The 10383-nt window shown below is 51.0% G+C and carries 9 protein-coding genes; 8 read left to right on the top strand and 1 reads right to left on the bottom strand.

Annotated elements, in window-relative coordinates; translation table 11 throughout:
* Positions 1–78: 78 nt before the first annotated feature.
* The 8 genes from NST84_RS27745 to pssA all read left to right on the top strand — a co-directional run bounded on the left by NST84_RS27745 (position 79) and on the right by pssA (position 9776).
* Positions 79–1251, top strand: a complete 1173-nt coding sequence (locus tag NST84_RS27745; RefSeq protein WP_342563239.1) for a GNAT family N-acetyltransferase — start codon at positions 79–81, stop codon at positions 1249–1251.
* Between the two features lie 404 nt (positions 1252–1655).
* The gene (locus NST84_RS27740) at positions 1656–2117 is read left to right on the top strand and encodes a CtsR family transcriptional regulator (RefSeq protein WP_068727723.1); all 462 of its coding nucleotides are present in this window, start codon (positions 1656–1658) and stop codon (positions 2115–2117) included.
* A gap of 27 nt (positions 2118–2144) precedes the next feature.
* A complete protein-coding gene (locus NST84_RS27735) occupies positions 2145–2669 on the top strand; it encodes a UvrB/UvrC motif-containing protein (protein ID WP_342563238.1) in 525 nt (174 codons plus the stop codon).
* 28 nt (positions 2670–2697) lie between these two features.
* On the top strand, positions 2698–3762 hold the full coding sequence (locus tag NST84_RS27730) for a protein arginine kinase (protein ID WP_342563237.1): 1065 nt from the start codon (positions 2698–2700) through the stop codon (positions 3760–3762).
* Positions 3763–3799: 37 nt separating this feature from the next.
* Positions 3800–6271, top strand: coding sequence for an ATP-dependent protease ATP-binding subunit ClpC (gene clpC / locus NST84_RS27725; RefSeq protein ID WP_342563236.1), 2472 nt, complete (start codon positions 3800–3802; stop codon positions 6269–6271).
* A gap of 235 nt (positions 6272–6506) precedes the next feature.
* Positions 6507–7874, top strand: a complete 1368-nt coding sequence (radA, locus tag NST84_RS27720) for a DNA repair protein RadA (protein WP_039877431.1) — start codon at positions 6507–6509, stop codon at positions 7872–7874.
* A 15-nt stretch (positions 7875–7889) separates the two neighbouring features.
* Positions 7890–8966: a DNA integrity scanning diadenylate cyclase DisA gene (disA, locus tag NST84_RS27715; RefSeq protein WP_342563235.1), complete on the top strand. Its 1077-nt coding sequence runs from the start codon at positions 7890–7892 to the stop codon at positions 8964–8966.
* Positions 8967–9038: 72 nt separating this feature from the next.
* The gene (pssA, locus tag NST84_RS27710) at positions 9039–9776 is read left to right on the top strand and encodes a CDP-diacylglycerol--serine O-phosphatidyltransferase (RefSeq protein ID WP_342563234.1); all 738 of its coding nucleotides are present in this window, start codon (positions 9039–9041) and stop codon (positions 9774–9776) included.
* A gap of 102 nt (positions 9777–9878) precedes the next feature.
* Here pssA and NST84_RS27705 read toward each other — a convergent pair whose 3' ends face one another.
* Positions 9879–10274: a DUF1573 domain-containing protein gene (locus tag NST84_RS27705; RefSeq protein WP_342563233.1), complete on the bottom strand. Its 396-nt coding sequence runs from the start codon at positions 10272–10274 to the stop codon at positions 9879–9881.
* Positions 10275–10383: the final 109 nt, after the last annotated feature.

The raw sequence follows: 10383 nt of genomic DNA, 5'->3' as shown, positions 1-10383 counted from the left end.
GCGGAAAATTAGCATAGCGCCAGCTAGCTTGATATACTCTGTTTAAGCAATATAAATATATTGATGAGGTGAACTGATGTGGAAATAAGGCAGCTGAAGGCAGAGGAATTTGAATCAAACTTGACCCTTTCTGAATACGCGTTTCAGTACAAGGTATCCGCTGAGGACAGGATAACCAATAAAGAGAAGTTTAATCCGGATAGAGTGTGGGGCGTCTTTGAAGACGGGGAGCTGAGAGCCGGTCTCACGCTTCTTCCTCTGGAGGTACATATACAGGACAGAGTTATCACTATGGGGGGAATTGCCGGGGTAGCCACGTGGCCGGAGAATCGCAGACAAGGCTATGTCGCTACTCTTTTGAAGCATATCTTACAGGTAATGAATGAGAACGGCCAGTCTCTTTCGATGCTGCATCCGTTTCTGATTCCCTTTTACCGCCGCTTCGGCTGGGAGGTTTACTGTGAATATAAGAAATATACAATTCCTGTAGGCAAATTTCCGGTAAAGACGGAGATAGAGGGCAACGTTCGTCGCGATGCTGCAGACGTTGAAATGCTGGATCTGCTCTACAGCCGGTTTGCCGCCCGTTATAACGGAACCTTGAAGCGGAGCAAGGAATGGTGGGAGGAAACAGTACTGCGTCAAGGTACACATCATGCAGTATTTAGCTCGGAAGCGGGAGAACCGGAAGGGTATGTGCTTTACAAGCTGGAGAACAGGGAGCTAGTTATTGACGAGTTCATCTTTTTAAATGAAAAAGCACGCCGCGGTCTCTGGACATTCTTGGCCAATCACGACTCGATGGTTACGGGTGCTTCTTTAAACAGGGTGCCGGCTGATGATAGATTGCCATTCCTGCTGCCGGATCCGAGGATTCCCCAGGAGAATTATCCTTATTTTATGGCGCGCATTGTTAATGCTAAGGTATTCATCGAATCATTTAAATACAATAAGCCGGCCAAATCCCGGAAATTCACATTGTACATTAAAGATGAGCACGCTCCATGGAATGGCGGAAGCTGGGTATGGAGTGTGGATACAAAAGGAACAGCTTCGCTGATCCGCTCAAATGTGGCAGACGGAGAGAATGATCTTAGCTGCAGTATCGGCATACTGACGGTTCTGCTGATGGGATATAAGCGTCCGCAGGAACTGGCCAGATACGGGAGCTTATCCGGCGGCTCAGAAGCGCTGCAATGGCTGGAAGAGATTACACCGTTTGCTGAGACCGCTCTGTTTGATTTTTTCTGACAATGCCGAAGCTCTGCCGCTGTTCTGCAGCCGGGAGGGCTTCATTTTTACATATAAAAAAATCCCGAAGCGTGAGAATATCCCGAATACATTGACCGCCTTAAGTAAAAAATAAGAGTAACCCCTTGGAATTCAGTGAAAATATGTTATAATATTAAAAAAGTCAAAGAAAGTCAAAGTCAACGAATGTACTGAAGCCTTTCTGTTATTTGAGCTTTTTAGTTATCTGTAACACTGAATCATCCGGATTTAGTAAGCAGACCTTTGAGAACCCTCGCTGCTGTCTAAGCGGCTGCTGACCCGGGATTCGTGTCTTCTCTCTTGGGTTAAGTTCTTTAGAGGTTACTCCGGGCGGATTCATACCAAGACGTACACAATAGGCAATAAGCACTGGAGGATGAGTGATGCGTAATATCTCTGATATTATCGAACAATATCTGAAGAATATTTTGCATGAAAGTCCCGAAGGTACGGTGGAAATCCAGCGCAATGACCTGGCGGACCAGTTCTCATGCGTGCCGTCACAGATTAATTATGTCATCAGTACACGTTTTACTTTAGAGAAGGGCTATGTGGTGGAGAGCAAGCGCGGCGGCGGCGGTTATATCCGGATTCAGCGTTTTGAACTGCCCCAGAATGTGGCGCTGTACGCTCATCTCAAATCTACAATAGGAAATGATATTGATCAGAATTCCGCCGAAGGGCTGATTTATCAGCTTGAGGAGGCCCGTTTTCTAAGCAAACGTGAAGCGTGTCTTATGCGCGCCGCTGTTTCCCGGGAATGCCTGACGGTTAATCTGCCGTACCGGGATGAGATTCGTGCCAAGATTATGAAGGCGATGCTAATCTCTTTGTTGGGCAAATAATGGTCATCATAAGGGAGGGACTCCGCTATGCTGTGTCAGGAATGCGGCGTCAAACCGGCAACTCTGCATTTCACCAAGATTGTGAGTGGAGAGAAGACGGAATTTCATATTTGTGAAAGCTGTGCCCGTGAAAAAGGCGAGATGATCCCCGGAACCGCCGGCGGCTTCTCGATCCACAGCCTGTTATCCGGCTTGCTGGACCTTGAAGGGGCAGGCAAGGAGAAGACAGCGGCGACCAAGAATGTACAGGGTCTGCACTGCGAGAACTGCGGCATGACCTATTCCCAATTCAGCAAGCTTGGACGGTTCGGCTGCAGCTCCTGTTATAAATATTTTGATAGCACGCTGGACCCGCTCTTCAGAAGAGTACACGGCAGTACCGCTCATGTCGGCAAGCTGCCCAAACGCGCCGGTGCACAGATTATGTGCAAGCGCCAGATTAACGAATTGAAGCATGAGCTGCAGGAGAGCATCATCCAGGAAGAGTTCGAAACTGCAGCTGAGCTGAGGGACAAAATCCGCAAACTTGAAAAAGAAATGGCACAAGAGTAAAGTCTTTCATATATAGGGGGGATACGGCATGTCAAATCTCCGGTTTACTGAACAAGCACTTAGCAACTGGATGCGCTGCGGCGGCAGTCACTCTGAAATTGTGATCAGCAGCCGTATGCGTATCGCCCGCAATCTGGAGCATTTGCCCTTTCCGCTGCTGGCCTCGGCCGAGCAGGCGGAGGAAGCACTGGAGCAGCTTGCCCCAGTATTTCAGGGAGAAGCCGCTGAAGGCTTCGGCACCTTTGAACTGCTCAGATTGGATGACCTCACCGAGCTGGACAAAAAGGTACTTGTAGAGAAGCATCTGATCAGTCCTAATCTGGCTAATGATTCCCGGGGCGGGGCAGTTATCCTGAACGAGGATGAGTCAGTCAGTATTATGATCAATGAGGAGGATCATCTCCGGATTCAGTGTTTGTTTCCCGGCCTGCAGGTCAAAGAAGCCTGGGAGCGGGCAACGGCGATTGATGATATTTTTGAATCCTCCGTCAATTATGCCTTCGATGACAGAAGGGGCTATCTGACAAGTTGTCCTACGAATGTAGGGACCGGCCTCCGCGCTTCGGTGATGCTGCATCTGCCGGCGCTGGTGATGACTCATCAGATCAACCGGATTTTATCCGCAGTGAATCAGGTGGGCCTGACTGTTAGAGGGATTTACGGTGAAGGCAGCGAAGCAGTAGGGAACATCTTTCAAATTTCTAACCAGATTACACTGGGGCAGACCGAAAGTGAAATTATCGAGAACCTCCATAGTGTAGTTACACAGATTATTGAGCATGAACGCAATGCCCGCGAGCGGCTGCTGACTGATTCGGCACTGCGGATTACCGACCGCATTAAACGGTCTTACGGTATTCTGGCATACGCTGCTGTTATGGAGCTCAAGGAATCGGCACAGCGTCTCTCCGACCTGCGGCTGGGAGTGGATCTGGGCATTCTGGAAGGTCCCTCAATCTCCGTGCTGAATGAGCTGAATGTCAAGACACAGCCGGGGTTCCTGCAAAAAATGTTCGGCGACGAGCTGTCGGCCACCGAACGCGATATGTACCGGGCAAAGCTGCTCCGGGAAACACTGGGATTACAACATTAATTTATAGATACTTATTATCCGTGGAGGTGCAGGAGATATGATGTTTGGAAGATTTACGGAACGCGCACAAAAAGTGCTGGCGCTGGCGCAGGAAGAAGCTGTACGGCTGGGACATAACAACATTGGTACAGAACATATTTTGCTCGGACTGATTCGTGAGGGAGACGGCATTGCCGCTAAGGCACTGATTGGACTGGGTCTGGGTCTGGAAAAAATTCAGGACGAAGTGGAAACGCTGATCGGCAGAGGACAGGAACAGCCTACCAACATCGCATATACTCCACGTGCAAAGAAAGTAATTGAGCTGTCGATGGACGAAGCACGCAAGCTTGGTCATACTTACGTCGGCACAGAGCATATCCTGCTCGGACTGATCCGTGAGGGCGAGGGTGTCGCAGCCCGTGTACTTAACAACCTGGGAATCAGCCTGAACAAAGCCCGTCAGCAGGTACTGCAGCTTCTGGGCAGCAGTGAGGCTACTTCAAGCCACAGCGGAACGCCTGCCAATGTCAGCACACCGACGCTGGACGGCCTGGCCCGTGACTTGACTGCTTATGCGAAGGACGGCAACCTTGACCCGGTTATCGGCCGCAGCAAAGAAATCGAACGCGTAATTCAGGTGCTGAGCCGCCGGACCAAAAACAATCCGGTGCTGATCGGTGAGCCAGGGGTTGGTAAAACAGCTATCGCTGAAGGCCTTGCACAAAAAATCATCAATAATGAAATTCCGGAAACACTGCGTGACAAACGCGTTATGACCCTGGATATGGGTTCAGTTGTTGCCGGAACCAAATACCGCGGTGAATTCGAAGACCGGCTCAAAAAAATTATGGACGAAATTCGTCAGGCCGGTAATATCGTACTCTTTATCGATGAGCTGCACACGCTGATCGGAGCTGGCGGTGCGGAAGGCGCAATTGACGCTTCCAACATCCTCAAGCCGGCTCTGGCCCGCGGGGAGCTGCAGTGCATTGGTGCAACTACCCTTGACGAATACCGCAAATATATTGAAAAGGACGCAGCCCTGGAACGCCGCTTCCAGCCGATCACGGTGGATCAGCCTTCTCCGGAGGAAGCTGTACAGATCCTTTACGGACTGCGTGACCGTTATGAAGCCCATCACCGGGTAAAGATCACCGATGAGGCCATCGTGGAGGCTGTGAAGCTCTCTGACCGCTACATTCCTGACCGCTTCCTGCCGGACAAAGCGATTGACCTGATTGACGAAGCGGGTTCCAAGGTAAGACTTAACTCTTACACCATTCCGCCGAATCTGAAGGAACTGGAAATGCGCCTGGATGATATCCGCAAGGAGAAGGATTCTGCCGTTCAGAGCCAGGAATTTGAAAAAGCTGCTGCACTGCGGGATACCGAGCAGAAGATCCGCGAGGAGCTTGATACAACCAAGAACCAGTGGAAAGAGAAGCAGGGGCGTACCGATTCCCAGGTTACTCCTGAGGATATCGCCCAGGTAGTAGCCAGCTGGACCGGTATTCCTGTAAGCAAGCTGAAGGAAGAGGAGACCGACCGTCTGCTCAACATGGAAGCTCTGCTGCATGAACGGGTAATCGGCCAGGATGAAGCCGTGAAGGCGGTCAGCCGGGCGCTGCGCCGGGCACGTGCGGGTCTAAAAGATCCTAAGCGTCCAATGGGCTCCTTCATCTTCCTCGGACCAACCGGGGTAGGTAAAACCGAGCTGGCGCGTGCACTTGCCGAAGCGATGTTCGGTGACGAAAATGCGGTAATCCGTATCGACATGTCGGAATACATGGAGAAACACTCCACATCACGTCTAGTAGGGGCACCTCCGGGATATGTCGGATACGAAGAAGGCGGACAGCTGACCGAGAAGGTACGCCGCAAGCCATATTCTGTAGTCTTGCTGGATGAGATCGAAAAAGCTCACCCTGAAGTGTTTAACATTCTGCTGCAGGTGCTGGAAGACGGCCGTCTGACCGATTCCAAAGGCCGTGTAGTTGATTTCCGCAACACCCTGATTATCCTGACTTCTAACGTCGGGGCACAGGCGATCAAGAGAAACTCGACCCTTGGCTTCACTGCAGTACAGGATGCCGGAGCGGATTACAGCAACATGAAGGGCAAAGTAATGGAAGAGCTGAAGAAGAGCTTCCGTCCTGAGTTCCTGAACCGGATCGACGAAATCATTGTCTTCCACTCGCTGGAAGAGAAGCATATCGCCGAAATCGTTACGCTCATGTCCGATGAGCTGCGCAAGCGGCTGCGTGAATACGATGTGGACTTCGAGCTTACGGATGGCGGTAAAGCCTTCCTGGCCAAAGAAGGATATGATCCGGCATTTGGTGCCCGTCCGCTGCGCCGCGCCATTCAAAAGCATATTGAAGACCGTCTTTCCGAAGAGCTGCTGAAAGGCAACATCAAGAAGGGCGACTCCCTTAAGATTGATGAAGTGAATGGTGAACTTGTGGTGACCACTGTGGATGCTCCTGCAGCTTCACTGGAAAAGGAAGCCGAAACTGACAACAAATAAGTACTTGTGAAACAAAGCCGCCGTTCCTCCGTATAGAGGAGCGGCGGCTTTTTCTAAGTTAGACGGTTGTTTGACGACGCGAAAGTGACTAAAGAGGCACTAAATCAGGCAGGTTATAGAGGACACCTCAAAACTAGAACCTAAGTAACCTTCCGTTCGGGTTGCAGAAATGGTAAACTTTGAGTAAGGGCAAATTATATGCAATTTAAGCAACTTTGTACCGTAAGGAGATCACATGGCAAAAGCAAAAACAAAATTTTTCTGTACCGACTGCGGCTACGAATCGCCAAAATGGTTTGGTAAATGCCCGGGCTGCCAGGCATGGAACACCATGGTAGAAGAAACGGAAAGCGTAGTCAAAACACAAGGAATGAATGCACCTATTTTTCAGAGTAAAGAAAAGGCGCAATCGATCATAAATATAGAAAGTGACAAAGAACCGCGCATCCTGACAGGCATCGGCGAGCTAAACCGTGTGCTTGGCGGGGGCATCGTGCCAGGTTCCCTGGTGCTTGTGGGGGGAGATCCCGGCATCGGTAAGTCGACCCTCCTGCTGCAGACCTCGCATGCCTTGACTACCCAGGGGCTTCGCGTGCTCTATATTTCCGGGGAAGAATCGGTACGCCAGACCAAGCTGCGGGCCGACCGCCTCGGGGCGTTGTCAGCAGAGCTGTACGTGCTGTGTGAAACCAATATGGAGAGTATCGAAGAGGCGATTGAGCAGATCCAGCCGCAGTTCCTCGTCATTGACTCCATTCAGACGGTATTTATGCCTGAGGTAACCAGTGCGCCCGGCAGTGTGACGCAGGTCCGGGAATGTACGACACGGTTTATGCGCATTGCCAAAATCCGCGGAATTGCGACAGTGCTGGTCGGCCATGTTACCAAGGAGGGCGCCATTGCCGGTCCGCGGATGCTTGAGCATATGGTGGATTGTGTATTGTATTTCGAGGGGGAACGCCACCATACTTACCGGCTGCTGCGCGCAGTAAAAAACCGTTTTGGTTCAACCAATGAGATCGGAATTTTTGAAATGGGCGAAATCGGCCTTACGGAAGTGGAGAATCCCTCGGAGCTGTTCCTGTCGGAACGTCCGCTGGGTGTAGCCGGCTCTGCCGTTGTGGCCAGCATGGAAGGGACCAGACCCGTACTCGTTGAGCTGCAGGCGCTGGTTGCCGCCACCCATTTCCCTTCGCCGCGGCGGATGTGTACCGGGATGGATCACCAGCGCATGGCGCTTATTATTGCAGTACTCGAGAAGCGGATGGGCATGTTTCTGCAGAATCAGGATGCTTACCTCAATGTGGCCGGAGGTGTAAAGCTGGATGAGCCGGCCATTGACCTTGCGGTAGCAGTCAGCATTGCCTCGAGCTTCCGTGATATATCCACGAAACCCTATGATGTCTTCTTTGGCGAAGTCGGGCTTACTGGTGAAGTCAGAGGCGTCTCACGCGCCGAAACGCGGGTTAAAGAGGCGGCTAAGCTGGGATTCCGGAGGGTAATCATGCCTGAGAAGAGCATGAAAGGCTGGAAGCATCCGCAGGATATCCAGATTATCGGCGTCAGCACCGTAGCAGATGCATTAAAGGTCGCGTTAGATTAGGGGGATAATAGGAAGATGAAAGAATATACTCAATTAGAGAATATGAATGATCTGCTAAGGATGGCAGCGCCGGGCACACCCTTCCGTGAAGGTCTGGAGAATGTGCTCCGGGCCAAGACGGGTGCACTCATCGTAGTCGGATACAGTCCGGAAGTGATGGAGGTAGTGGACGGGGGCTTTTCCATCAATTGTGATTTCTCACCCAACTACCTGTATGAGCTGGCAAAAATGGACGGCGCCATTATATTGAGCGAGGATCTCAAACGGATTCTGTATGCCAACACCCAGCTTATTCCCGATTCGTCCATCTCTTCGATCGAAACGGGAATCCGCCACCGTACGGCGGAGCGTGTTGCCAAACAGACCGGCAAGCTGGTCGTCTCCATCTCGCAGCGGCGCAATATCATCACCTTGTACCAGGGCTCCATCCGTTATGCACTTAAAGAAATCGGAGCCATTCTGGCCAAGGCAAATCAGGCGATCCAGACGCTTGAAAAGTATAAGGCAGTGCTTACCCAGGGGCTGACCAATCTCTCCGCATCCGAATATGAGGGCATTGTTACCGTTCCGGAGGTTGTCGGAGTCATTCAGCGGGTTGAGATGGTACTGCGGATTAAGATGGAAATTAAACGCTACATCAATGAACTGGGCAACGAAGGCCGGCTGATCAGCATGCAGATGGAAGAACTGGTGGGAAATACTGAGGAAGAAGCCTGGCTCTTATACAGAGACTATGCAAGAGAAGAGCAGGAGGACAAAATCCGTGAGATCATCGCCGGGCTTAAGCGCAGCAGTGATGACGAGCTGATGGATGACAATCATATCGCCCGCCTTCTGGGATATTCTTCGACGGCAATCGCCTCGGAAGAAGCGGTGACGCCGCGCGGCTACCGCCTGCTGAACAAGATTCCGCGGCTGCCGAATGTCATCATTCACAATCTGGTGGAGCGCTTTGAAATGCTGCCTAATCTGATGACGGCAAGCATAGCTGAGCTGGATGAAGTGGACGGGATCGGCGAGATGCGGGCACGCAATATTCAGGACGGACTCAAGCGGCTGCAGAAGCAAGTTCTTATTGACAGGCAAATGTAAATAACATACAATCACGTAATATTGATGGCCTTAAGGTTTTAGGGTTTAAAGTTAGCAGACAGAGGTGAAGAAATGATACAAAAATCAATTCCAAATCTTTTTACCATCGGTAATCTGATGCTTGGAATGTTTGGTATCATGATGGCGTTAGACGGCAAGCTCAGCATGGCCGCTATCATGGTGATTATTGCTATGCTTTTAGACGGACTGGACGGCCGGGTCGCGCGTGCACTTAAATGTGAAAGTGAATTTGGCAAGGAGCTGGATTCTTTATCCGATGTGGTCTCCTTTGGGGTAGCCCCCGCCTTAATTATGTATGTTACCAGTTTGCAGGATTTGAACTCTGCACTGGGCTGGACGGTAACAGCGATTTTCCCAGTGTTCGGGGCGCTGCGTCTGGCACGCTTTAATGTCCGTCCGGGAATTCCCGGATATTTCGTGGGATTGCCGATTCCTGCAGCGGGTGGCGTACTGGCCACACTGGCTCTTTTTCATAAAGATGTTTCCGCTCCATTCATGATTGTGGCTACATTGCTCTTATCTTATCTGATGGTCAGTACAGTCAAATATCCTAACTTCAAGAAGGTCGGGCTGCCCAAAAAGGCTGTGCTCATCGCACCGGTAGTCATTGTGGTGGCTGTTGCTGTAGCCGTTGTATTCCCGGAGCAGATTGCCAAGATGATCTTTGCGCTCCTGGCGCTGTACGCGCTGTACGGCTTCAAGCAGAACATTGACCGCCTGACAGCACGCCGCCGGCACCGCCGCAGAAGACGTTCCGAAGACAAGGTATATCAATCAAAGAACGGTTAACCGGACTTATTTTCTTATATGCCACCCAAAAAGGCTTTGCCCTCACTGATTGCAGTGAATGGCAAAGCCTTTGCTGTTATTAGGGTGTAAAAGGGACGTAACTTAGGAGAGATTAAACAGTCCGAGTGTGGCGCATTTCTGCGATTCCTTGGCGACCACCTCGTCCATATTAATGTTAAGCAGATTGCAGAGCGCTGACATATAGAACAGCTCACGCCCCAGTTCAGAAGCTACGACCTCCCGGCAGTTCTCACACAGCTCACCCTCCAGATGAGTGCCTGCCAGCTCCTTGGCGTGCTCGAGTCCAAGCGCCGGCTCGAATACCTGCTTAGTGGCATGCAGCTGGATGCAACCGCATTCGGTTATAGCTTTGACGACAGCGCGGTTGACGGATGCACTGCTCTGACCGTTTTTGGACATGACATCCAGCAGACTACGGTGACGGAGCAGCAGTTCGGAGACTTGATCCTGAAAGGCCTGTAAACTTGGTGCGCTCATTTTCCATTCACCCCTGGGTTCTAGATTGAGTTCATTATATGCCAGTACCCCCCTGTTTTCAACGGGAATAGGAGTTCCTGACAACCTTTACATAACCGGTAACTTTTTT

Source organism: Paenibacillus sp. FSL R7-0345 (assembly GCF_038595055.1).
In the GTDB taxonomy this organism is placed as follows: Bacteria; Bacillota; Bacilli; order Paenibacillales; family Paenibacillaceae; genus Paenibacillus_AQ.
The sequence above is the reverse complement of the archived record's forward strand: the minus strand, read 5'-3'. Positions and strand labels throughout refer to the sequence as shown.

Excerpts from the sequence above, each read along its gene's own strand:
- NST84_RS27740 (WP_068727723.1), top strand. The coding sequence starts at position 1,656 with ATGCGTAATATCTCTGATATTATCGAACAATATCTGAAGAATATTTTG.
- NST84_RS27735 (WP_342563238.1), top strand. The coding sequence starts at position 2,145 with ATGCTGTGTCAGGAATGCGGCGTCAAACCGGCAACTCTGCATTTCACC.
- NST84_RS27730 (WP_342563237.1), top strand. The coding sequence starts at position 2,698 with ATGTCAAATCTCCGGTTTACTGAACAAGCACTTAGCAACTGGATGCGC.
- clpC (WP_342563236.1), top strand. The coding sequence starts at position 3,800 with ATGATGTTTGGAAGATTTACGGAACGCGCACAAAAAGTGCTGGCGCTG.
- radA (WP_039877431.1), top strand. The coding sequence starts at position 6,507 with ATGGCAAAAGCAAAAACAAAATTTTTCTGTACCGACTGCGGCTACGAA.
- disA (WP_342563235.1), top strand. The coding sequence starts at position 7,890 with ATGAAAGAATATACTCAATTAGAGAATATGAATGATCTGCTAAGGATG.
- pssA (WP_342563234.1), top strand. The coding sequence starts at position 9,039 with ATGATACAAAAATCAATTCCAAATCTTTTTACCATCGGTAATCTGATG.
- NST84_RS27705 (WP_342563233.1), bottom strand. The coding sequence starts at position 10,274 with ATGAGCGCACCAAGTTTACAGGCCTTTCAGGATCAAGTCTCCGAACTG.